Consider the following 23,851-nt stretch of genomic DNA (forward strand, 5'->3'; position numbering starts at 1 on the left):
AGTTAATTACAGCGATATTACTTATTATATTGATGATTATCGACCGTTATTTAGCTTACACGTATTTAAAAAGTGACGATAAACAGGGTTATCTTTCATGTCTTTTTTCATCGCTAAATACATAGGACGAGTAAGGCCAAGAGCGCCCAGAGGAATTGATTTAATTAAGCCTTGGCTTTCATAAGGTGTAACTAGCCAATCAGGTAAAGCGGCAACGCCCATGCCGGCACTTACTAGTTGAAAAATAAGTAATCCTTGGTCAACCGTTTTTAATGTACCGTCAAAACGTGCATTTTGAATGAAATGCTTAAATATATCTTGGCGTTCTCGCGGGATAGGGTATGAAATAATAGTTTCGTTTTTTAAATCAAGCGCTGTTACATACGCTTTTTTAGCAAGTTCATGATCCGGTGCCACAATAAGCTTCAATTTAAAATCAAATAAGTGCGCGTATTCTAATGTGTCGGGTTCGCGTATGTCAGACGTTAAAACTAAATCGAGCTCATCGCTTAGTAAGTCAGGAATAGCGTCGTAACTAAAGCCACGTTCATAATCAATTTTTATATCAGGCCAAAAGTTATTAAATTCTTTAATAGTAGGTAATAACCAATGAAAACATGCATGGCATTCCACGCTCAAACGTAGTTGAGAAATAGGCTGGTTTAAGCTTTCTTTTAAACGACATTTAGTCGCTTCCATTTTTGGCAATATTTCGTGAGCTAATTCAAGTAATAGCATTCCCTGAGGGGTAAAGCGGACTGGTTGAGTTTTACGCTCAAATAATTGGCAATCCAATTTATTCTCTAAATCTTTGATTTGATGAGATAAAGCAGACTGTGTCAAAAATAACTCTCGTGCAGTATTAACCAAAGATCCTGTTTCTTTTAGGGTTGCTATGGTTTTTAAATGTTTAATACCAATCATCTTTAAAAATTCTCATGGGAAAAGTGAGTTCAGCTCAGATTAATTACATACTACGCCTATATAAAAAACGTTTCAACGTCTAGATGGCTAAAATTATGCGTTTTATTGCAGTTTATCGCTATGAATCGTGAAAATATTAGAGTTAGTAATGATAAAAGTCATTTGAAAACTGGTTTGATGAGTTTTAGATGAGTTTGCTTCATGTTGTATTTTAAATATAACGATTGCTGTGCGTTTTAGCTCAGCGTGAGTTTTAACCATGCTGATAACGGTATGAGGTGAGGTTTGTTGAATGCTTACTTTAGATTGTGCTTTAAAAAATAGAGTCGTTTTGCCTTATAGCTTAAGTTTAGCTCAATGGGAGAGTATATGCGTAATACCTAAGCCAGCGACCTACTCGCTGGCTCTTTTTATAAGGGTTTATTAATTAGTAATATGGCTTCTTTGGCAGTGACAGGTTTTGATTTTAAAAAGCCTTGACCATAGTCGCACGCGGTGGATTGCAAAATAGTTAATTGTTCAACTGTTTCTATTCCTTCAGCTACAACTTCAAGTTTTAATGATTGCGCAAGTGATAAAATGGCTTCAACAAGTGGGTTAGTAGAATCCTGTAGATGGTCAATAAAGCTTTTATCTATTTTTAAAATATGAATAGGCAGTTGGTGCAAGTAGCCTAGTGCTGAATAACCTGTTCCAAAATCATCAAGACATAATTTTACTTTTAAAGGTGAAAGACCTTCAATTATTTGAGTGGCGAGTTCTAGATTTTCTATTAAGCCAGATTCGGTAATTTCTAAGCATAAAGAACCAAGAGGTAATTGGTACTTATTATAAATGGAATGTATTTGCGCTACAAAATCGAGGCATGCAAAGTGTCGTGACGATACATTAACGGTGACTTTTAAAAAGCGATGGCCTTGTTGGTGCCAATTTGAAATATGCTGGGCCGCCAAATCAAGTAAATGTAAATCAAGATTTATAATTTGCCCTGTAGTTTCAGCTATCGGTATAAAGTCATTAGGGGGTACAAACCCTTTTGTAGGGTGATGCCAACGAACAAGTGCTTCAAAGCCGATAACTTCACTGGTAGTAATGGTGAAAATTGGTTGAAAATAAAGTTCAAACTCGTTGTGTTCAATACCGTGTTGTAAGTCGTTTTCTATATCGGCATGGGTTTTAAGTTTTTTACGCATCGTGTTATTAAAAAACTTTACCTGACCACGTCCGGTTGACTTAGCTTCATACATAGCGGCATCGGCTTGTTGCAGTAATATATAAGCTTCGTCGTTTACGTTATCTGTATAGGCAACCCCAATACTCGTTGATGCTTGGAGTAAGTGGTTATCTATATTTAAAGGTTTTGATAATGCGTTTTTAATGCGGTTTAAAGCTTCATTAACTTGGTTTTTATGCGTGATGTTTTCCATAAAAATTGCAAATTCATCGCCGCCTAAACGTGCAAATGTATCCGTGCTTCGTACTGTACCTTTAATCAAGTCGCATATTTTTATAAGGAAGTGGTCCCCAACTTCATGCCCGAGCGAATCATTAATACTTTTAAAACGGTCAAAGTCTAGATACAACAGGGCATGGCTAGTACTCTTTTTAGCACGCGTTAAACGTAAAATAGCATGTTTTATACGTTCAATAAGTAGTGAGCGGTTAGCAAGGCCTGTAAGCCCGTCATGTAATGCTTTGTGCTCAAGTTCTTGGCGGGCTAATTGCCTATCAATTGCCATACTTATTTGGCGACTTACATACGTTAGAAGAGCACTATCGTGTTCGTTGTAATGCAGTGTTTTATCGTAGCTTTGTACAACGATAACCCCGCTTATACGATCACTTGTTTGAAATGGAACACCTAACCAAGACTCAGATTGCCGACCTACCATTTTAAAATCACCGTTATTAATGTGACTTTGAAAGGCATCTTTGTTAAGTAATAGGGTTTGCTCTGTTTTTAGAAGGTAATATGAAGCGGTATCTTTAAGTTGTTCTTTAGATATTTTTTGATGAGTTTTAGTGTTTATGCCTTCTTCGACTATGTAAACGAGGTCAAGTATATCTACTTTTTTGTCGTATAGAGCGATAAAAAAGTTATCGGCTCGAAGTAAGTTATTTATGATTGAATGCAAGGCTTTAAAAAATGTATCTAGGTCATTCGCTTTGTAAGTTAGGTTAGCTATTTGTAATAAGCTGTTTTCTAATTTTTGTGCATTGTTGAGTTGCTCAACTGTTTTTTGTAAGTTGTTTACTGTATTAACCTGGTTAATCTTGGCACTGAGTAAGTGAGCAACTGTTGTAAGAATTTCAAGGTGTGCATTGGTAAAATAACCTTTGATTGGGTGCTCACAATCAATAACACCTAAAACTTGTTCTTTATATATAAGGGGAACACATAGTTCTGATTGAGCAGGGCGTTCATCAGCGATATAACGGCTGTCTGTCGTTACATCGTTAATAATTACCGCTTTTCCGGTCGTTGCAACAGCGCCCGTTATACCTTCACTAAAACGTATTATTTTACGTTCCGCTTGATATTTGTCCCGCGCGTGTGCAATACCCATTGATGCAACTTGGTTTAATGTATTTGCATTATTGTCAGCTAGATATATGACACAATCAACAAACCCTAAGCGATTTACAACGTGTGTTGTAACATACTCAAACAATTCTTCTAATGTATCGAGTTGCAATAGACTAGATGAAAATTGATTAATGATACTTAGTTGATCAGTTTTTATCTCAAGCGCTCTAGTCGCATCAGTTTTATAAGACATAGGCAATTTATATTATTCTTGTTATTTTTAAATTCACAGTTAAGTTAACCTAATCTTGAGTTTTTGTACAAATTAAAGCGATGAGTGGTTTCAATACTCTGTAAAGTTTTAATATAGCGAGTTTTAATTAATCATAAATCATTACAATAAGCTAATAGCATTGAATTTGCTCATTGTGCTTTTAAATAGTACCTCAGTAATTTTATCCATATAAAAACTTTATTTTTAATAAAATCTTTACTCGAAAACATCATATGCCTATGATCGGATAAATTCAGCCGTGGAACAAAGTAATGACAAGTAATAATACAAACTCTGTAACAACCCTTACTATCACTCGCCCTGATGACTGGCATGTACATTTACGTGATGGTGACCAGTTAAAAGACACTGTACGGGATATTAGCAGGTACATGGGCCGCGCTATTGTTATGCCAAACCTTGTTCCGCCAGCAACGTGCACAGATACGGCATTGTCGTACAGAGAACGCATTATGTCTGCAAATCCACAAGGCAACTTTGAGCCATTAATGGTTTTGTATCTCACGGATAAAACTACACCAGATGAAATAATAAAAGCTAAAGCGACAGGTAAAATAGTAGCAGCTAAGCTTTACCCTGCTGGCGCTACCACTAATTCTGACTCGGGTGTTACATCAGTAAAAAATATTTATCCAGCTTTAAAGGCAATGCAAGAAGTAGGCATGTTGCTGTTAGTGCATGGGGAAGTGACAGATTCGTCGATTGATATTTTTGACCGTGAAAAAGTATTTCTGGATACAATTTTAGGAGATGTAGTAAATGACTTTCCTGAGCTTAAAATTGTACTCGAGCATATTACGACTAAAGATGCAGTAGAGTTTGTAGTTAATGCACCTAGCAATGTAGCGGCAACAATTACAGCGCATCACTTGCTTTATAACCGCAATCATATGTTAGCGGGTGGAATTCGCCCACATTATTACTGTTTGCCAATTCTCAAGCGTAACATTCACCAGCAAGCATTAATGGCTGCAGCAATAAGTGGAAATAAAAAATTCTTCTTAGGAACTGACTCTGCACCACATTATAAAGATAAAAAAGAAGCAGCTTGTGGGTGTGCTGGTGCATACACGGCTCATGCCGCTATTGAATTATATGCTGAAGCATTTGAGGATGCAGGAGCTTTGGACATGCTTGAAGGGTTTGCAAGCCACTTTGGCCCTGATTTTTACGAATTGCCGCGTAATACAGATACAATTACATTACAAAGAAAGCCATGGAAAGTACCTGCAAGTTATACATTGGGCGACTCTGAAGTTGTGCCTATAAAGGCTGAAAATACAATGGATTGGTCTGTCGAATAACCAATAATATATTTAAATCTAAAGCCGCTTAATTTTTAATGCGGCTTTTTTGTTTGTGCTTTTGATATTATTGAAGCGTAATTCGACGACAGGGTGGTTGTAGGTGGCTTTTGATCTCGCTTACAGCAATAAATATTACAATAATACTTATAGTTTTTTGCTTGTAAATTAGTCAGTTAAAGGCGATTTAAAACAAATTTATATTTTTAAGAAATAATTCCTAATTAATAGAGCGAAAAAAAATATAATGTGTTAACCTTACCTTGCTTTGAGTTTTTATGTATTGAATTTACGGATATTGTGCTGCGTTTAAGGTTACCGGTTAGGTTATTACTTGTTCCTGTACTGTACCTCCATATTTTTGAGCATTGACTCAGGGAGGATATTGCCATAATAATATGGCTGAATTTTAATTATTGACTTACAGGAAAATTTAGTATGTCGGTTACTGGTAAAGTAAAGTTTTTCAACGAAGCTAAAGGCTTTGGTTTCATTGAACAAGAAAATGGTCCTGACGTGTTTGTACATTTCAGCGCAATCACTGGTTCTGGTTTTCGCACTCTTAGCGAAGGTCAAGCAGTGACATTCAGCATCAAACAAGGTCAAAAAGGCCCTGAAGCTGAGAACGTAGAAGCAGCATAATTTATTATGTGAACTCTAGTTCATCTTGGTGAAGCAGGTTTCTGTTTCACCATAATTCCCTTCCTTAAATCTATTTATTTCATACCTCAAATTCTCCTTTTTTTAAACTTAAAAAACTACTCAAACATTCTATCTTTGCAAAGCTAAACAACTAATAATCTAACGGACAAAACAATCCTCTAATACTTTTAAAAACCATTCATAAGAATTTATTCAATGGGCCTGATACCAGCTTAAATAAAATCGATGCTCAATATCCATCCATGCAAATTCTGTTTTAAGCTTACTCTGTGTGACGAAGGCTACTCATTGATAAGGGCTTCTAGGTGCTTCTATTACTTTATTATGTGAACGTAAAGCTTCATTTATAGTGTATTACTAATAAAGTAGGATAACTCTTCATGATTAACTTAATCACTGAATTAACCTTAACGTTAAAATAGTATTAAAGAATACTTTAAAGCGGTAAATATAACCTGTTTAATTATCAAAAGCTTTTATGCTGCTAAAAGAAATGCATTGTTGAGTTTATTATTACTATTTATGGAAAAACACGTTTTAAAATAGTTTTAAAAGTAACGTATATAAAGCGTGAGTATCCGATATTAAATATTATCCAGTGTTGTTTTTTTGTGCGACAAATGGTTTGTTTTTTCAGATGAAGTGTAACTGAGGCGATAAAACACGATAAAATCGTGTAAAAAATAACTTTTGTTATATCAATTTATATTTTTTTTAGTTTTTTTTCAGTGCGAATTCAGCTTTAGCTAAATGTTGCAATAATGTTGTTTTATGTCAGTGCAATGCGAATAAATACACCCCTTAAAAGGCTTTAATAGAAATATTAAGAAAAAGCTTCGTTGCAATAATGTTAACTGTTGTGGGCTGGTACTTTCGTTTAAGCATTAACTTAGCTATTTATTTACTGAGATTAGTAAACATCAAGTTGACAGCGCTAATTGCATTTAGCATTATTGGAAGGTTGATATCTATTAAAAGATATCAGGGTTGTTCTCCTCGGAGGATAATTAAATTATAAAAGTAACATTACTTAATTGGTTGGGAACTATGTCTGTTAAAATCAGAAAGAGTCTTGTAGCAACTGCGTTGGTTGGCGCATTTGCATTTGCAAGCAGCAATGTGATTGCAGATCCTTTGAATGACGTGCAAAAAGCAGGTCAACAAATTCAAAAGGCTGCTGTTAAGTCTCAAACTAAAATTGACAATGTATATGGTCAAACTCAGGAGCTAATCGCTGAGTACCGTAGCGTTGTTGATGAGACTGAACTTATGAAAGTGTATAACGATCACGTGTCGCGCTTGGTTGATAGCCAAAACGCTTCAATTGAATCGTTTGATCGTCAAATCGCGACTATTGATAACACTAAACAAAACGTTGTGCCTTTGATGTATCGCATGATCGATACGCTTGAGCAATTCATCAAAGCGGACGTTCCATTTAATCTTGAAACGCGTTTAGGACGTGTTGAAAGACTACGTGAGATCATGGTTTCTGCGTCTGTAACGACGTCTGAAAAATTCCGTCAAGTACTTGAAGCTTACACTATTGAAACAGCATACAGCTCTCTTGTATCTGCTTCACAAGGTACTCTAGAAGTTGATGGTAAAAGCATTAACGTTGATATCGGTCAGTTAGGTCGTATCACTTACGTTGCTCAGTCTTTTGACTTGAAACATGCTTGGGTGTGGGATAACAACACTAAACAGTGGAAAGAATTAGGCGAAGAATACCTAAAACCTGTTAAAGAAGTTATTCGTATGGCGCGTAAGCAAGCGACATTAGAACTTGTTAAACTACCTATCTTTGGCGCGGAGTAATCAATAATGAAGAAACTATTTAAAGGTTTTGCTGTTGCAGCAGTACTAACTGTTTCTGCAGGTACCGCGCTTAATGCACATGCAAATACTGGAGCTCTAGATAAAATTCTTGAGCAAGTAAAGCAAGAGCGTATCTCTGAAGGTAAAATCAATAAGCAACGTGAGCAAGAGTTCTTATCAGAACGTGCTGACAAGCAAGCATTACTTAACAAAGCTAAAAGCCAACTTGCTTCTGAGAAGTCTCGTGGTGAAAGCTTAGCTAAGCAATATGCACAAAACGAAAATACACTAGCTGAAAAAGAAGCAGCTCTTCAAAGTGCCCAAGGTACTTTAGGTGAGATGTTTGGTGTTGTACGTCGTGCAGCTCAAGATGCTATCGGTTCTATCGAAGCGTCACTAGTTAGTGCTGAAAAACCAGGTCGTGCTGAAATCTTACGTTCGTTAGCAGCTGCTAAAGAACTTCCTACAGTTCGCGAACTTGAAGAACTTTGGATTTCACTTCAAACTGAAATGACAGAATCAGCTAAAGTTTCAACTTTTGAAACTGAAGTTGCTGGTCTTGACGGTAACCCGTCAATGAAAAAAGTAACACGTATTGGTAACTTTAACTTAGTTACAGACGATGGTTACTTAATTTATTCACCAGAGACTAAGTCTATCCAGCCTCTAGGTAAGCAACCAGACGGTTATATCTTAGACGGTATCACGGCTCTAGAAAATACATCACCAGATAACTACGCTGGTGTTTACATAGATCCGACTCGTGGTGCTATCTTACGTATCAACACTCAAAAAGCGACCCTTATGGAATACTTCCATCAAGGTGGCGTAGTTGGTTATATCATCACGGCTTTACTTGGCCTAGGTATGCTAATTACTCTAATCCGCTTTGTTGACCTTACACTTACTACTAGTAAGATTAAGAGCCAGCTTAAAAATGTTGCTACACCGAATACAAACAACCCACTGGGTCGTATTCTTAAAGTGTACCATGACAACAAGAACCAAGATGTTGAAAACCTTGAGCTTAAACTTGATGAAGCGATTCTACGTGAAACGCCACGCATTGAAGCTGGTATCAATATAATTAAGATTCTTGCTGCAATCGCACCGTTACTAGGTCTACTAGGTACAGTAATCGGTATGATCTTAACGTTCCAAACAATCACATTGTTCGGTACGGGTGATCCGAAGATCATGGCAGGTAACATCTCTCTAGCACTTGTAACTACAGCGCTAGGTCTAATTGCTGCATTACCACTAATTCTACTTCATGCTCTTGTAGCTGGTCGTAGTAAGTCGGTATTACACATCCTTGATGAGCAAAGCGCGGGTATCGTTGCTACTCACGCGGAGAAGGAGAAAGCCTAATGCTAGTCCTGATGGAGATATGGGAATCTATCAGGGATTTTGTTGGCACAGGCGGCCAGGTTTTATACGTGGTCGCGATAGCACTCTTTCTTATGTGGGTTTTAATGATTGAGCGCTATTGGTTCCTACTTGCAGAATTTCCTCGCACAGCGAAAGAAATTGTAGCAAAGTGGGATGCCCGCCAAGACACTACGTCTTGGTACGCACACAGAATCCGTGAAGCATGGATTTCTGAAGCGTCTGAAAAATTAGATCAGCGTATGTTGTTGATTAAGACATTAGTAGCTGTTTGTCCTTTAATAGGCTTACTTGGTACTGTTACTGGTATGATCTCGGTTTTTGAAACCATGGCCAACCAGGGTACGGGTAACGCACGTTTAATGGCATCAGGTATTTCAATGGCAACAATCCCAACAATGGCTGGAATGGTTGCGGCATTATCTGGAGTATTTTTTAGCTCACGTCTTGAGACAAAAGCTAAAATGGTGAAAGCCAAACTTATTGATAGTATGCCTCATCACTAGAGAGAGAATTAAATATGGCACGTAAACAACGTTTTCGTGAAGAAGAAGAAGCAGCGGTTGATATGACGCCAATGCTTGACATCGTATTTATCATGCTTATTTTCTTTATCGTAACTACATCGTTCGTTAAAGAGGCTGGTATCGAGGTCAATAAACCTAAAGCGGCTCAAGCTACTAAGCAAAAAAATGCTAACATTTTTATTGCTATTCGTAGTAACGGCGAGATCTGGATTGATAAACAGCAGGTTGATGTTGAACGTATTTCAGCAAAAATCGAAAGTTTATTAGCAGAACAACCTACTGAAGTTGTAATTTTGCAAGCTGATAAAGAAGCAAAACACGGCGTAGTGGTTAAAGTTATGGACCAGATTAAAGCGACGGGTGATAACCTGAGAATTTCAATAGCTGGAGATCAGTAATGATTCGTTTTCTGTTTTCACTGATTGCAGGTGGGGCAGTTACTTTCGGCTTGTTCTACTTCATGGCATTCCTCATCTCTGGTGGGGCTGACCGTAATACGGAACAAAAAGAGCAGATCATAGTCGAAATAATGACGAATCCGCCTGAATCTAAGGTGCAGGAGAGGAAGCGTGTACCGCCTCCTCCTCCGCCACCGCCAAAGCAGCCGCCTAAACCGCAGCCGCCACAGCCGGAAAATAATAATCCAAATCCTGGTGCTATGTCATTTAATATGGGAAGCATTGATGTTGGTAGTTCGGCAGGTGGACTAAGTGGTCCTGGTGCATTTGGACGAGATGGTGATGCGACACCTATCGTTCGTATAGAACCAAAATATCCAACGCAAGCAGCACGTGATGGTAAAGAAGGTTGGGTTCAACTTTCATTCACAATTGATGAGCTAGGTGGAGTAACTGACGTTGAAGTAATTGACGCAGAACCGAAACGTATCTTTGACCGTGAAGCTAAACGTGCACTGCGTAAGTGGAAGTACCGTCCTAAGATCATTGACGGAAAACCACAGAAACAACCAGGTTTACAAGTTCAATTAGACTTTAAACTTAACCAAGGCAACTAAGGAGGCGAGTAATGAGAAATTTTTCTAAAGTAACTGCTCTTGCAATTCTTATGTCTGTGTCGGGTGCTACTTTAAGTGCATCTGTTTTAGCAGCGCCGGATTACGCAAAGATTGAAGAGCGTAAAAAAGCAAAAACTAAAATCATGGGCGAGCGTACTGGTAAAAAAGTAATTAAAGCATTTGATTTGTACAACGAAGAAAAAGTTGATGAAGCAATTGTTTTGCTTAGAGAAATCGAGCCTTCGAATGACTTTGATAAAGCGACCGTAAATCGTTACTTAGGTAGCATGTACGCTCAAAAAGAAAAGTATGACGAAGCGATCAAGTACTCTAAGCAAGCCGTTGCACCTGATGTTTTAAACTTTGCTGATCAAGAACAAACTCTTAAGTTGTTAGGTGACTTATACGCTGGTACAGAAAAGTTCCAAGAAGCTAAAAAAGCATATGTAGCTTGGATGGACTTTACCGGTGAAGAGGACCCTACGGTTTATACACGTATTGCTCAAGCTAACTATCAGTTAGAGCAATACCGTGATGTTTTTGAACCAGCAGATAAGGCAATAAAACTTCAAAAAGAGCCTAACAAAGGCCCTTACCAATTAAAACTTGGCGCATACTTTGAGCTTAAAGATTATGCAAACATGGTGAAAATTGGCGAAGAAATTGTTCGTGTATGGCCTGATGATAAAAAAGCTTGGGTTAGCTTAGGTAAGTATTACCTACAAACTGAAGATTATTCTAAAGGTTTAGCAACTATGGAAGTTGCATACAAGAATGGTTACTTTGAAAATGAAGTTGAGTATAAAGTCTTATCTAACTTTTACTCTCTAAATGAGATCCCTTATAAAGCAGCTGTAACGCTAGAAAAGGCCATTAAGAGTGAAAAAGTAGAACGTACAAAGCAGAATGTTAGCGCGATTGCGAGTAATTACCATCGTTCTAAAGATTTAGAAAAAGCTGCTAAGTACTACGAAGATGCTGCTAAATTTGATGACGACGCTGAGCTTTACCGCAAAGCAGGTTCATTACTTTTACAATCTGAAAAATTCAGTGCTGCTATTGTTCGCTTGAACAAAGCATTAGAGCTTGGCTCTGACAAAAAAGGCACAATTTATTCAGATTTAGCTGAAGCGTATTACTACCAAGGTAAGTATAAGCAAGCATATGCTGCAATTACTAAAGCTATGGATGACCCTCGCACACGTAAGTTTGCAAAAGGTTGGTCTACATATATTAAAGATAAAGCCGCTCGCAACGGTGTTAAAATTTAATTTTAATTAGCTTAAGCAACTTATAAAAAGCCCCTCTGGGGCTTTTTTTATTGGAACTACTATGTATAAAAAGCTCTTTTTATCATCACTACTGTGCCTATTTTTAGCTGCATGTTCAAAGCAGCCTCAACCTTATGAGTCGTTTGAGGACGCACAAGTCGCTTTAAAAGCTTTAAACATGGCGCTTGTACAAACAGGTGCTACTAAAGGCAATAACATTGAAAAAGATCAATTGGTTTTCTCTGATGCTTACTTAACAAAACGCCATACTATTTATCAGAGCCTAATGGGTATGGAGCTTAATCTAAATCAAATTGCGCAAATAAACTATTTGGTAATTGCAGAGCGTTTCCCTGAACGCTACTTTAATTGGCCAGCACAAGTAAATGTTTTAGAAAACATGCTCGCTTTTGAAGGCTCAAAAAACACACCGGATAATGTTATTACTTGGCTCAAGTTAACCCAAGATACCCTAGACAGTGCTCAACAAAGCAATTTAAAGCTGAACAAGGTTGAACTTACATTGTTACAAAGCTATGTATTAAGTGCGATAGCAAGTAACGATGTTCAACCAGCGCTTAAAAGCCATATAAGAGCTTTTAGCGATTATTTAGCTAGTTATAAGCCAAGAGGAAGTGTGGGTCTAAGAGGTCTGCCAAATGGCACTCAGTGGTATCAGAGCAAACTTAATTACTTTAGTGGCGAAGTACATTCACCGTTAGAATGGGTTACTCTTTTAAACGAAAAAATAAAAGTATTAGATCGTGTTGCATTCGACAGTAAGCTGCCAACTTCTCACCAAAAATCGTTTTTAGTTCAGTATTTATCTGATGAAAAATTAATAGAAGGCTTAGATTGGCAGGCTAACTATCAAGACTTACCTGCAATGGCGAGCGCTATGGATATGTCTAATAAAGATAAAACATTGATGCTTGCGATGATGGAATCAGATATAGGTATTCACTACCATGCGTGGACTTTGCCTCAAGCAAAGGTAAACCTTATAAAGCGCCTACAAATGAGTCCAGAAGAGGCCCAGTACTTGGTTGAAGATATAATTCTCTACCCAGGGCAATCATTTAGCTTTATACAACACATTATATAATGATTTGAAAGTGCGCTTATTGTGCGCACTTTGTACACCGTTGAGTTGCGGGGTCTAGTTCAAGTGACTTAGCTGATATTTTTTCTTCACAATCACAGCAGTAGCCATACTGGCCAATTTCTATTTGACTTAGTGCGGCTTCTAGTTTGGTCATGCGACTGATTAAAAGTGCATACTCAGGGCCTAACTTCTCTGCGGCGCAGTCTAACCATTCATTATTTGCTGTATCAGCTAAAATTTGTATTAAATGGTGATGTGCAGGGTAAGCTGATTTAGAAAGCATGGTTAATATATTTAATTTAACTTGTGCTATTTCATCGTTAAGTCTTTTTTGATGATGCATTATCAGTACAACCTTATTAAATGGGCTTTACGTTATTCTGATATTATCTAGAGTCTTTAAGTTAGTCGTTATGATTTGAATCAAGTTGAGGTGCTTTGGCATATTTATTTAATACGCTCGCCACATCTTCTTTACTTTTTAAACGTCTGATTTCATCAAACAAATCGATAGCTTGCGGGTACTGGCGTTTTAGATAACCAAGCCATTGTTTAGTACGTGAAGCAAAGTATTTTTCATCCTTCGCGGGGTCTTGATGAATAGCTGAGTGAATTAAGTGATAAATAATATGCTCCCACTCAAGGCTATCATATTGCTCATTATTTACATGAGCTTTAATTTTTTTTGCTAAATCAGGGTGCGAAAGGGCGCCACGACCAAGCATTAAATCAGTGCACCCACTTCGTTTTTGACAAAGCATTGCGTCCTCTACTTGCCAAATTTCACCATTGGCAACAACGGCAATATTCTTACCTTTTATTATTGGTGGAATTTTTTCCCAATAAGCTGGCGGGTTATAACCATCTCGTTTGGTTCTGGCGTGAATAGCTACACTATTTGCACCTGCACTTACCACAGCATCAACAATTTCTTGGCTGTTACTGTCATCATCAAAGCCTAAGCGAATTTTTGCACTTACTTCATGTTTATCATCTACAGCATCTCGGACTGCTTTAATAATCGTATACATATGGTCAGGGTCTTTAAGCAGTACAGCCCCCCCTCGGCTACGATTAACTGTTTTTGCTGGGCAACCAAAATTTAGGTCGACCCCATGGGACCCTAATGCGATTGCTCTTATTGCATTTTCGGCTAACGGATTTGCTTCTTGACCGAGTAATTGAACACGCACAGGAGTACCTGCTCGTGTAAATCCATTATTATGTAGTTCAGGGCAAAATCGATGAAAAACTTTGTCAGGTAAGCATGTATCAACCACTCTTACAAACTCTGTAACGCACAAATCGAACCCACCAATGTCTGTGAGTAATTGGCGCATTTTAAAATCAACGACACCTTCCATAGGTGCTAAAACAAGTTTCATAAAGAGATTAATTTTGATAAAAAACTGGAGGCATAGTTTACCTGTAAATCACACATTGATAAATCTGTAATTACCGCCCATATTTGATGTATAAATTGCAAAAGTAAATATTATGAAAATAAATGAAAGTTTTTATTTTTGTACGGGTCTACTTAAGCATACAAGCAATTTAAAAATACATTTTTATTGCTGAGATTTACAATCCTTGATTAAAGAGAGTCATAAAATGAATACAGTTAAAAAAAATACAATCGCGTTAACTTTAGGTGCAGTAGTAGTTGGCTCTGCAAGTTTTGTATCTGCAGATGTACAAGCTAACCCATTTGAGTTTCAACAACTAGTAACAGGTTACCAATTAGATGCTGCAGAAGGTAAGTGCGGTGAAGGCAAATGTGGCGGTGACGCAAAAGATAAAAAAGAAGGTAAATGCGGCGAAGGCAAATGTGGTGGCGACGCAAAAGATAAAAAAGAAGGTAAATGCGGCGAAGGTAAGTGTGGCGGCGATGCAAAAGACGCAAAAGCTAAAACAGAAGGCAAATGTGGTGAAGGTAAATGTGGCGGCGACGCTAAAAAAACTAAAAAAGAAGGTAAGTGCGGCGAAGGTAAATGTGGTGGCCGTTAATATCTTATTCTAAATAAGTTATGCTAAAAGGGCCCTAAGGCCCTTTTTTGTTAAGTTAGAGGTAGTTATGATACAAACTCAAAGTAAAGATTTTGGGATGGTGGGCCTTGGCCTACGACGAGAAATGCTTGATGAGCTGCTTGAGCATGTACCTAATCAAGTAGACTTTTTAGAAGTTGCGCCAGAGAACTGGTTAAAACTGGGTGGACGCTTTAAAAAGCAATTTAAAACATTAACCGATGCTAATAATTTTGTGTGTCATGGATTATCACTGTCTATCGGTTCTCCCGAACCTCTTGATGTTGAATTTGTTAAGTCTTTAAAAGTGTTTTTTGAAGAGCACAATATAAAAATTTTTAGTGAGCACTTAAGTTACTGCTCCGGTACAGGGCATATGTATGACTTAATGCCCATTCCATTTACACAAGATGCCATAGCACATGTTGTACCTCGCATTAAACAAGTTCAAGACATACTAGAGCAGCAAATTGCGATAGAAAATGTTTCCTATTATGGTGCTCCTGGACAGCAATTATCAGAGCTTGAATTTACGAATATTATTTTAGAGCAAGCTGACTGCAAGCTTTTACTTGATGTGAATAACATTTATGTTAATTCGATAAATCATGGCTACAACGCGCAAGCATTTTTAACTGGGTTACCCTCTAATCGTATAGCCTATGGGCATGTTGCTGGCCATTATAATGAGGCTGATGACTTAATTGTTGATACACATGGCGCTGATGTGATTGATCCTGTTTGGGAGCTACTCGATAAAGCATACGAAGTGCATGGCGTATTTCCAACCTTGCTTGAGCGCGATTTTAATATTCCTACCATGAATGTTTTAACCAAAGAGTTAGATATAATTCATGATCTACAAGCTAAACACTTTGATTCAACTGTTTCAAAACAACGAGCTTAATATAAGCCTTTATCAACATTAAAAGAGTGCCTAGTTATGAGCTTTATTGAAATACAAAACGAATTTATGGCGCATATTCGCGAGCCTCAAAAAAATAAAAAGCCCAGCGGTATCGAAGACAGGCGTATGGCTATTTATCGCGACCTATTTTTTAATAACATTGAAGGTTTTATATCATCAGGTTTTCCGGTATTAAAAACGTTATATACCCAGAAGCAATGGCAAGCCCTCGTACGCCAGTTTTTTAGCGAATATGATTGTCATTCGCCGTACTTTTTAGACATAGCAGGGGAGTTTATTAATTACTTATCAAGTGATTATAAAATGAAAAAATACGATCCCGTGTTTATGCTTGAGCTTGCCCATTATGAATGGGTAGAGCTAGATGTATCCATTGCACACGAAGATGAGCAAGAGAAAAAATTACAAACAACAGCGCTCACTAGTTCAGCTTTATATTTATCGAAAACGGCAAGAAATTTAAGTTATCAATTTCCGGTTCAAAATATTAGCAATCGCTTTAAACAAAAAGAGCCATCACCTCAGCCTAATTATTTTGTTGTATATAGAGACGAAAATGACGACGTTCAATTTCTGGCTACGAATGCGATGACAGCTTTGCTATTGTCAATCATAGAGGCAAGCGAAGGCGCGACATTTGACAACGTCTGCCAACAGGTATTAGCTCATGCACCACAATTTAATGCAGAGCAAATTGCTCAAGGTGCACTGGTTACTCTTAATGCTATGGTTGAACGTGGAGTGATTGTGACAAAAAATCAAGGCTAAGGTCTTTATTGATGATTTTACATCGTCTATTATGGCAGCCTTATTTGCCGTGCTTAATAAAAGGTTGTACCAATGTCAGATGATAAAGACTTTAAAGATCCGTTCAACGCTACTTACTTTCTTGCTTTTTTAGCTGTATTTGCAGGGATTGGTTGTTTAAATGCAATATTAGGCTGGATCACTAGCTTAACGTAAAATGTATAGCGTTTATTAAGGCTGTTGCTAACTTCAGCCTTGAACCACTTTATTTTAATTACCCCGTCCATATTTAATACTTCTTTTATAATAACGCCAAACTCGCAATTAAAGGTTAGTTAAGGTTATAATCACCTGCTTTGTAATATAAACAATTGAGCAGTTAAAATTATGACTCAAGTAACACCAGCAATTATCAAAAACAGCATAACTACAATTGCTGATTATCCAAAAGCGGGCATTATGTTTCGCGATGTAACCACTTTAATGGCAAATCCAGAAGCCTTTAAAGCAACTATTGACGCGTTTATCGCAGAATATAAAGATCAGGGCTTTACTAAAATCATAGGCACAGAATCACGTGGTTTTATTTTTGGTGCGCCATTGTCTTATGCGTTAGGCATTCCGTTTATTCCAGTACGTAAACCAGGTAAGTTACCACGCGAAGTTATTCGCCAAGATTACTTACTTGAGTACGGTGAAGACACGCTAGAACTGCATGTAGATGCAATTGTACCTGGCGACAAAGTATTACTAGTTGATGACTTATTAGCAACTGGTGGCACAATTGAAGCCACTGCTAAGTTAGTTAATAAACTAGGTGGCGAAGCCACAGATGCAGCATTTGTTGTATCACTACCAGAACTTGGTGGCGAGCAGCGCATCAAAAAAATGGGTATTAAAATCCTAAAATTGGTTGAATTCGAAGGCGAGTAATCGATGAGTTATCAGGTTCTAGCGAGAAAATGGCGTCCTCAAACCTTTCATGAATTGGTTGGGCAGTCTCATGTTAAGCAAGCGCTTGTAAATGCGCTTACGCAAAATAGACTGCATCACGCTTATTTATTCACTGGAACCCGCGGTGTAGGTAAAACCACCATTGCACGTATTTTTGCTAAAAGCTTAAATTGCGATGAAGGTATATCTGCAAATCCGTGTGGACAATGTAGCAGCTGTTTGGATATAGAAGCAGGGCGCTACATTGACCTACTCGAAATAGATGCGGCTTCTCGTACAAAAGTAGAAGACACTCGCGAAATACTTGATAATGTTCAATATGCACCAACGCGTGGACGTTATAAAGTATACCTAATCGATGAAGTTCACATGCTTTCTAAGCACAGCTTTAATGCGCTTTTAAAAACGCTTGAAGAGCCACCAGAGCATGTGAAATTTTTATTGGCGACCACCGATCCTCAAAAATTACCAGTTACTATTTTATCTCGCTGTCTACAATTTAACTTAAATGCCTTGTCGCAAAGTGAAATTAAAACACAGCTTGAACACGTACTTACTCAAGAGCAGCTTAGCTTTGATAACGATGCACTTAGCATTATTTCAAAAGCCGCTGATGGCAGTATGCGTGATGCACTTAGCTTAACCGACCAAGCTATTGCGCAAACAAATGGTGATATTAATAATCAAGCAGTACAAACAATGCTTGGTTTAATGGATACTCATTATAGCCAAAGCTTGCTTGCAGCATTACTTGCACAAGATGGCGCTGCGCTAATGGATGAGATTGCGCAGGTGGCAAGTCGTAATCCTAATTATGTGGCATTGCTTGATGATTTAATTGCACTTACACATTTAACACAACTAGCCCAGTTAGTGCCTGAAGCGGCAGGGCTAGATGAAAAAAATGTAGATTATATTGCTCATGTTGCACAACATACGAGCCCACAACAAATTCAAATTTATTATCAGTTACTGTTAAATGGTAAAAAAGATTTACAATGGGCACCAGAGCCTCGCTTAGGTTTTGAAATGATTATGCTAAGATTATTAGCATTTAAGCCTACAGACGCACAACAAACTGTACACACAGCAAACGAAGAGCCGGCCCCAAATAAACAAGGCCGCGCAAATGCACTGCGAGATATATTAAATAAAAATAAAACATCGCAAAACACCGTCGCTGGCCAAAGTAGTACTCCAGTAAATAATACTAAGCCAGTTAGCAATGCAGAGCAGCCTAAAGCCGTCGAGATAGAGCCTTCAGCTAATGCAGCCGCTCAGTCATCAAATAATGAAGTCGTGCAAAGTAATAATGAGCCTGCCCAAGTTGCAGTAGAGCAACCGGTTCAACAAAGTGAAAACGCTTCAAAGCAACAGGCTTTAGCTAAAGAGCAACCACAAACCAATGTTGTTTCAGATGCTCAAGCCCAGCGACAAAGTGAAGATGAAGCTTATATGCTCCATAGTGATGCTGAACAAACGCTGGCCTCGCAATTTGACGATATAATGAGTAGCGCTGTAGATCAGGGTTTTAACCCTGCACCTACTGCAAACTCAGAACCTCAATCAGAGCCCTTAACAAATCACAATGCAAGTACGCCAATAGCTGAACAAGAAGCGCAGGCGCAATCTGCCATTGCTCGTATTTTACGTGATAGAAACATATCCGGTGCGGGTAGGTTATCAAGCAAGAGTACAAGCACCTCTGCAAATAATGTAGCAGCGCAGCCAAACAAAGCACCCGCTAAAAAGCCTGAACACCAGCAAAGAATGCCTAAAGCTCAAAGTGTTCACCAAGATAGTACCGCTGAAAATATAAACGAGCTCAACAGCGTTACAAGCGTAGCACCTAGCGATCCCCCACCTTGGGTAAATGATAGTGCAGGTGCAAGTGAAAAAAAGCATGAGCTCCCACTAACAGGGAGCGAAAGCCAGGCACATGGTCACGCTAATACAAAACCAGCACGAAAAATTGATTTTAAAGAAAAGCATCAACCAATTACCGAAAATCTAGCGCCAGAGCTACTTGAGCAAATAAACCCTCAAAAAGTACCTGAAGCAGCGCCCGAGGAAATTAGCATTCCCGTGCCTGATGATTTTCAAAGTCCAATTAGTGAAATTAGATTTGCACATCAACAAGATGAATGGGCTTATTTAATTAAACGTATGGGACTGGGTGGTCGTATGCGCCAATTTGCGTTGCATTCAATATTTACCAAGCAAGGCAACAGCTTACATATAGACGTTGATGAATCACAAAAGCATTTAGATACACCGATGCTTCGCCAAAGATTAGATGCCGCATTGTCGAGTATTTATGAGCATAACGTGTCGTTAAGTATTAATTTTGCTAAGGGAGTTATTGATTCTCCTTATCTTATTCAGCAAAAAATAGATGCAGGACGTCAACAACAAGCAATCGATGTGATCACATCGGATGAAAACATAGTACAATTTCAGCAAGTATTTAGCGCCGAAATTGACGAAAACAGTATTCAGGCATTGTAATTACTTACAATCGCCCTTATGTTCATGTTAATTAATGTATTAAAAGAAAGAGAGAAAGTTATGTTTAAAGGTGGAATGGGCAACATGATGAAGCAAGCGCAGCAAATGCAAGATCGCATGCAAAAAGCCCAAGACGAAATCGCAACTCTTGAAGTTGTTGGTGAAGCCGGTGCAGGTTTAGTTAAAGTAACTATGCTTGGTAACCACAATGTACGTCGTGTTCAGCTTGATGAAAGCTTGATGGAAGACGACAAAGACATGATTGAAGACTTACTTGCAGCAGCATGTAACGATGCTGTTCGCCGTGTTGCAGAAGAAACACAAGAGCGTATGGGTAAAGTAACTGGCGGTATGCAATTACCACCAGGTATGAAAATGCCGTTTTAAGTCAATAATGCAACTTTCAGATAGTTTAAATCAGCTTATAGAAGCACTGCGCTGTCAACCTGGCATTGGTCCAAAGTCAGCGCAACGTATTGCTTTTCACCTGCTTGAGCGCGACCGAAAGGGAGGCACTCAGCTGGGCAATGCACTCACTAAAGCAATGACCGCCATAGGGCACTGTCAGTCTTGTCGTACTTTTTGCGAACAAGCTCAGTGCGATATTTGTTTAAGTACAAAACGCCAAGACAGCGGCATATTATGTGTTGTTGAATCGCCTACTGATGTGCTTGCCATTGAGCAAACGGGTCAGTACTTAGGGCTATACTTTGTTTTAATGGGTCATTTATCGCCAATAGACGGTATTGGTCCTAAAGAGATTGGCTTAGATGTTTTAGAGCAAAAGCTTGCTCAAGGCGATATTAATGAGGTTATTTTAGCGACTAACCCTACGGTTGAAGGCGATACTACCGCACATTATATTGCTCAGCTTTGTCATAAATACAAAGTAGGCGCTTCACGTATTGCCCATGGTATTCCTGTGGGAGGTGAGCTTGATTTAGTAGATGGTAGAACACTTATGCATGCCTTTAGCGGCAGGCGCCTAGTTACTCAAGACTAACTCTAAGTCACTATTTGAAAACAAATTACAAAAGCCTACATGATTAAATCATGTAGGCTTTTTCGTTTTTAAGGTAAGCTTAAAAACAATCTAATTTATTTTTGGGCTATGTCTCTAATTAGTAAGGAATACAATGAAAGATAACCAATCCTATCAAGGTGCATTACTCGGTAGTAAGCGTTTTTTACCGCTTTTTATTACGCAGTTTTTCTCAGCGATAAACGATAACGTGTATAAGCAATCAGTGCTTATTCTATTAATATTTCAGGCTGCAACGCTTGCAGATGGCGCACTTTATTCAAATATTGCTGCTGGGTTATTTATTCTTCCGTTCTTTTTATTTTCAGGGATGGCAGGGCAGCTTGCAGAAAAAACAGAAAAATCAAAATTGATTAGAATCGTAAAACTATGTGAAATCCCTATTATGGTTGTTGGGGCAGTTTCTATTTTAACGCAGTATGTGTGGCTAATGTTAGCCACCGTATTTTTAATGGGCGTGCAAAGTGCGTTTTTTGGTCCATTAAAATATTCTATTTTACCGCAGCACGTAGCACCTAATGAATTAACAAAAGCAAATGGCTTGGTTGAATCAGGCACGTTTGTGGCGATACTAATGGGTACAATTTTTGGCACTTATTATATTACTCAATCAGTAGGGCCTACGCTTATAAGTATTGCCGTATTAGTCTTGGCCGTGATGGGTTATGTGAGCAGTCGCTTTATACCCACTAGTGAAGCAAACGAGCCTAACTTAAAATTTACCTATAATATATTCTCATCGACAAAAAACGTATTTTCAGCACTTAATTCGCAAACAGAATCGGTTGGTAAATCAGTCCTTGGGATCAGTTGGTTTTGGTTAATTGGCGCCATCGTTTTAACGTCCCTACCAAATTATGTAAAACACACAATGGGCGGCGATGAACTGGTTGTAACTAGCGCACTTGTTGTGTTTTCACTAAGTATTGCTATTGGTTCGTTACTGTGTGAAAAGCTTTCTCGCTCTCGAATAGAATTAGGAATTGTGCCTTTTGGCGCTATCTTAATTACCTTGTTTTTATACTTACTGAGCCAAGAGCCAGCCATTAGCTCTTATTTACCTCAACACCCTGCGTTATTGACGCTTCAGGAGCTATTAAAAACAGGCGATATGGTGTGGCACTTTGTTTGGATGGCAGGCATTGGTATTGGCTCTGGTTTTTACACTGTACCGCTGTATGCGCTTATTCAACAGCGTACTGAAGAGTCGAGTCGCTCACGAGTTATAGCGGCTAACAATGTATTAAATGCACTGTTTATGGTGGGCAGTGCTGTTTTAAGTATTGTAACGCTGTCTGTTTTTCAGTGGAGTATTTCAGAGTTGCTACTGTTACTTGCTGGGCTAAACTTGCTTATCTCTGTTTATATTTATACCAAAGTACCAGAGTTCTTTTTACGATTTATTATATATATTTTAGCTATTTGTATGTACAGAGTGCGTACAAAAGGTGAAAGTAATATACCTGATGCAGGCGCTGCGGTTGTCGTGTGTAATCATGTCAGCTTTGTTGATTGGATGTTTATTTTAGCCGCATCACCAAGGCCTATCCGGTTTATGGTATTTGCCCCTATTTATTATTCGCCGGCCCTACATTGGTTATTTAAAATGGCTAAGGCTATTCCCATTAACAGTGAAAAAACCAATCCAGAAGCGTTTAAAAAAGCCTTTGACGAAGTAGCTGCTACGCTTAATAAAGGCGAACTTGTTGGTATTTTCCCTGAAGGAAAACTAACCAGTGACGGCTCAGTGGATATTTTTCGCCGTGGAATCGAGCGCATTATTGAGCGCTCACCTGTGCCCGTTATTCCTGTGCACTTAGGGGGGTTATGGGGCAGCATGTTTAGTCGTAAAGCTAAATGGCAATTGCCTCGATTTAAATGGTCTTTGGTGTCGGTTGCAGTCGGTGCCCCGATTGCTGCTGATAAAGTAGTAGCAGATGATTTACGTGAAAAAGTATTGGCTTTAAAAGCGCTTCATTCAAAAGATAGTGACTAATTTAATGATTAACTTAATGGCTAACTCAACATCGCAAACACCTTCAGAACAACCCATTATAGTTGATGATTTTGTAGCCCCTAAGTGCGACGGGTTTATTGAAATATTATATCAAGATGACGATATTTTACTGATCAATAAACCCAGTGGACTATTAAGCTTATCAGGTAAAAATCCGCTTAATTGGGACTCAGTGCATTACCGCTTAGTAAATGGTCAAAAGGGCTTAACAGCTGCATTTGCAGAGGCTAAGTTACCGCATCGGCTAGATTTGGGCACATCGGGCATTATGATTGTTGGGTTAAACGCGATTGCGTCAAAGCACCTTAATAAGCAATTTCAAGCGCGTACTATTCAAAAGCGTTATGTAGCCATGTTAGAGGGATGCTTGGCTGTTGATGAAGGGCAAATTACTGCGCCAATTGCAAAAGATAAACTGCTTTTTCCGCGTGTTAAAATTTGCCAATCGACAGGTAAAACAGCGCTGAGTGAATATAAAGTACTTGAGCGGCTCACGCAGCCGTGCAGAACCTTAGTGCAATTTACACCTATTACTGGGCGTACCCATCAATTACGAATACACAGCCAGTTTATAGGGCACCCAATTTTAGGCTGTGATTTATATAAAAGTGCGCAAAGTGAATATATGGCAGGGCGGTTACAATTACATGCCAGCGATTTATATTTTGAACATCCAACAACAGGTGAAAAGATTCATATTAATTGTCTGCATTCGTTTTAAACAAATTAATGGTTCTTTGTTTTCGTTTCACCTTTTTTAAATTTTTCCCTTGAAGTTCTAACACCTCACCC

At 38.4% G+C, this 23,851-nt stretch carries 23 protein-coding genes; 19 read left to right on the forward strand and 4 right to left on the reverse strand.

Annotation, left to right across the window (positions count from 1 at the left end):
• Positions 1-36: 36 nt before the first annotated feature.
• Together H5092_RS13195 and H5092_RS13200 are read right to left on the reverse strand one after the other, a co-directional pair.
• Positions 37-924 (reverse strand): LysR family transcriptional regulator, encoded by an 888-nt coding sequence (locus H5092_RS13195; RefSeq protein ID WP_002961689.1) that lies wholly within the window; start codon positions 922-924, stop codon positions 37-39.
• Positions 925-1,334: 410 nt separating this feature from the next.
• The gene (locus tag H5092_RS13200; RefSeq protein ID WP_182733678.1) at positions 1,335-3,704 is read right to left on the reverse strand and encodes an EAL domain-containing protein; all 2,370 of its coding nucleotides are present in this window, start codon (positions 3,702-3,704) and stop codon (positions 1,335-1,337) included.
• Between the two features lie 293 nt (positions 3,705-3,997).
• On the opposite strand from H5092_RS13200, the gene pyrC reads away from it, so the two are divergent.
• The 9 genes from pyrC (at position 3,998) to H5092_RS13245 (ending at position 12,838) form a co-directional block, all read left to right on the forward strand.
• Positions 3,998-5,050 carry a dihydroorotase gene (pyrC, locus tag H5092_RS13205; RefSeq protein WP_182673530.1) on the forward strand — a complete coding sequence of 351 codons (1,053 nt, stop codon included), beginning with the start codon at positions 3,998-4,000 and terminating at the stop codon, positions 5,048-5,050.
• 438 nt (positions 5,051-5,488) lie between these two features.
• A complete protein-coding gene (locus H5092_RS13210; RefSeq protein ID WP_002961702.1) occupies positions 5,489-5,692 on the forward strand; it encodes a cold-shock protein in 204 nt (67 codons plus the stop codon).
• A 1,068-nt stretch (positions 5,693-6,760) separates the two neighbouring features.
• Positions 6,761-7,531 carry a DUF3450 domain-containing protein gene (locus H5092_RS13215; protein WP_024590812.1) on the forward strand — a complete coding sequence of 257 codons (771 nt, stop codon included), beginning with the start codon at positions 6,761-6,763 and terminating at the stop codon, positions 7,529-7,531.
• Between the two features lie 6 nt (positions 7,532-7,537).
• Positions 7,538-8,902 (forward strand): MotA/TolQ/ExbB proton channel family protein, encoded by a 1,365-nt coding sequence (locus tag H5092_RS13220; protein ID WP_002961707.1) that lies wholly within the window; start codon positions 7,538-7,540, stop codon positions 8,900-8,902.
• Positions 8,902-9,426: a MotA/TolQ/ExbB proton channel family protein gene (locus H5092_RS13225; protein WP_002961709.1), complete on the forward strand. Its 525-nt coding sequence runs from the start codon at positions 8,902-8,904 to the stop codon at positions 9,424-9,426. Before H5092_RS13220 ends, H5092_RS13225 begins: the two co-directional genes overlap by 1 nt.
• 14 nt (positions 9,427-9,440) lie before the next feature.
• Entirely contained in the window at positions 9,441-9,845 is a 405-nt protein-coding gene (locus H5092_RS13230; RefSeq protein WP_002961710.1) for a biopolymer transporter ExbD, read from the forward strand.
• On the forward strand, positions 9,845-10,462 hold the full coding sequence (locus H5092_RS13235; protein ID WP_024603667.1) for an energy transducer TonB: 618 nt from the start codon (positions 9,845-9,847) through the stop codon (positions 10,460-10,462). Before H5092_RS13230 ends, H5092_RS13235 begins: the two co-directional genes overlap by 1 nt.
• An 11-nt stretch (positions 10,463-10,473) precedes the next feature.
• Positions 10,474-11,733 (forward strand): lipopolysaccharide assembly protein LapB, encoded by a 1,260-nt coding sequence (locus H5092_RS13240; protein WP_002961712.1) that lies wholly within the window; start codon positions 10,474-10,476, stop codon positions 11,731-11,733.
• A 61-nt stretch (positions 11,734-11,794) separates the two neighbouring features.
• Positions 11,795-12,838: a hypothetical protein gene (locus H5092_RS13245; RefSeq protein WP_182733679.1), complete on the forward strand. Its 1,044-nt coding sequence runs from the start codon at positions 11,795-11,797 to the stop codon at positions 12,836-12,838.
• Between the two features lie 16 nt (positions 12,839-12,854).
• Here the strand turns inward: H5092_RS13245 and H5092_RS13250 are convergent, their stop codons facing one another.
• Together H5092_RS13250 and H5092_RS13255 are read right to left on the reverse strand one after the other, a co-directional pair.
• Positions 12,855-13,181 (reverse strand): hypothetical protein, encoded by a 327-nt coding sequence (locus H5092_RS13250; protein ID WP_024603666.1) that lies wholly within the window; start codon positions 13,179-13,181, stop codon positions 12,855-12,857.
• Positions 13,182-13,242: 61 nt separating this feature from the next.
• Complete coding sequence (locus H5092_RS13255) at positions 13,243-14,223, reverse strand: tRNA-dihydrouridine synthase (RefSeq protein ID WP_182733680.1); 981 nt, start codon at positions 14,221-14,223, stop codon at positions 13,243-13,245.
• A 226-nt stretch (positions 14,224-14,449) separates the two neighbouring features.
• Between H5092_RS13255 and H5092_RS13260 the strand changes: the two genes are divergently transcribed.
• From H5092_RS13260 to H5092_RS13300, 10 genes are all read left to right on the forward strand, one after another.
• A complete protein-coding gene (locus tag H5092_RS13260) occupies positions 14,450-14,845 on the forward strand; it encodes a hypothetical protein (RefSeq protein WP_182715259.1) in 396 nt (131 codons plus the stop codon).
• 67 nt (positions 14,846-14,912) lie between these two features.
• A complete protein-coding gene (locus tag H5092_RS13265) occupies positions 14,913-15,770 on the forward strand; it encodes a DUF692 domain-containing protein (RefSeq protein WP_024596352.1) in 858 nt (285 codons plus the stop codon).
• Between the two features lie 36 nt (positions 15,771-15,806).
• A complete protein-coding gene (locus H5092_RS13270; RefSeq protein ID WP_182733681.1) occupies positions 15,807-16,559 on the forward strand; it encodes a DUF2063 domain-containing protein in 753 nt (250 codons plus the stop codon).
• A gap of 72 nt (positions 16,560-16,631) precedes the next feature.
• Positions 16,632-16,754, forward strand: a complete 123-nt coding sequence (locus H5092_RS20725) for a hypothetical protein (RefSeq protein WP_002962301.1) — start codon at positions 16,632-16,634, stop codon at positions 16,752-16,754.
• Between the two features lie 171 nt (positions 16,755-16,925).
• Complete coding sequence (gene apt / locus H5092_RS13275; protein WP_002962303.1) at positions 16,926-17,471, forward strand: adenine phosphoribosyltransferase; 546 nt, start codon at positions 16,926-16,928, stop codon at positions 17,469-17,471.
• Between the two features lie 3 nt (positions 17,472-17,474).
• Positions 17,475-20,000 carry a DNA polymerase III subunit gamma/tau gene (dnaX, locus tag H5092_RS13280; RefSeq protein ID WP_182733682.1) on the forward strand — a complete coding sequence of 842 codons (2,526 nt, stop codon included), beginning with the start codon at positions 17,475-17,477 and terminating at the stop codon, positions 19,998-20,000.
• A 60-nt stretch (positions 20,001-20,060) separates the two neighbouring features.
• Positions 20,061-20,387 (forward strand): YbaB/EbfC family nucleoid-associated protein, encoded by a 327-nt coding sequence (locus tag H5092_RS13285; RefSeq protein WP_002962306.1) that lies wholly within the window; start codon positions 20,061-20,063, stop codon positions 20,385-20,387.
• Positions 20,388-20,394: 7 nt separating this feature from the next.
• The gene (gene recR / locus H5092_RS13290; protein WP_002962308.1) at positions 20,395-21,003 is read left to right on the forward strand and encodes a recombination mediator RecR; all 609 of its coding nucleotides are present in this window, start codon (positions 20,395-20,397) and stop codon (positions 21,001-21,003) included.
• Between the two features lie 133 nt (positions 21,004-21,136).
• Positions 21,137-23,038 carry an MFS transporter gene (locus tag H5092_RS13295; protein WP_182733683.1) on the forward strand — a complete coding sequence of 634 codons (1,902 nt, stop codon included), beginning with the start codon at positions 21,137-21,139 and terminating at the stop codon, positions 23,036-23,038.
• A 4-nt stretch (positions 23,039-23,042) separates the two neighbouring features.
• Positions 23,043-23,780 carry an RluA family pseudouridine synthase gene (locus H5092_RS13300; RefSeq protein ID WP_182733684.1) on the forward strand — a complete coding sequence of 246 codons (738 nt, stop codon included), beginning with the start codon at positions 23,043-23,045 and terminating at the stop codon, positions 23,778-23,780.
• Positions 23,781-23,851: the final 71 nt, after the last annotated feature.

Source organism: Pseudoalteromonas sp. SR41-7, assembly GCF_014163935.1.
GTDB classification, from domain to species: Bacteria; Pseudomonadota; Gammaproteobacteria; order Enterobacterales; family Alteromonadaceae; genus Pseudoalteromonas; species Pseudoalteromonas distincta.